Here is a 670-nt window from a genome sequence, read left to right as displayed (position 1 = left end):
GAGAAGAAAAAGCAGACTGAACTGCCTGAATCTGACTTAGGTTTAAACCAAAAGGAAAAAGGAGTGTCTCTGAATCCTTATACGATCGATTTTCTTTTGAAAAATAAGCATAGAGAGCACTTTCTATTCTTAACGGCATACGCTGAATTTCACCTTCCAAAATAGGTGGGATATCATTTTTTGTTTTATCTTTAACGGCCGCTACATGTCTAAAATAATCCAAAAGTTGTTTAAACTTTGCATTACCTAAAGTAATCTTTTCAATATCTTTTTCTTTATAAATATATTTCTGATCATTTCCACTAAAAATCAAAACAGCATACTTATCTCCATATATTTTAACGCTTTCTATATTTGCTTTTACATTTCCCTTTAGAACTAGTCGTTCTTGCTTGTTAATGACCAATTCTCGAACAGGGGTAATTATACACCTATCTAATTCTTCACTAATCTTCATTCCACTGTTCAATGTAATATGAACAGTTATTTTAGCATTATCACGTTTAGATAATCGCCATTCTTTAATTTGATCAGAATATGTTGTATTACCTACCTCAATGCTTACACCAGTCAAATTATTCCCTCCAAAATAACTTTTATCAAAATTGTTATTTTTTGTTATAGTATACAAAATTAATAAGGTGTTTTCAAAATACCTGATATGAAGTAA

Annotated in this window: 1 pseudogene; it reads right to left on the bottom strand. The window is 30.0% G+C overall.

Annotated features, from left to right (window positions below):
- A pseudogene (locus tag ACWHAR_RS27895) lies at positions 1-574 on the bottom strand (AAA domain-containing protein); the annotation flags it as partial.
- Positions 575-670 lie beyond the last annotated feature (96 nt).

It is taken from the genome of Bacillus sp. LR--39 (assembly GCF_053613335.1).
This window is presented reverse-complemented; position numbering and strand designations above follow the sequence as displayed.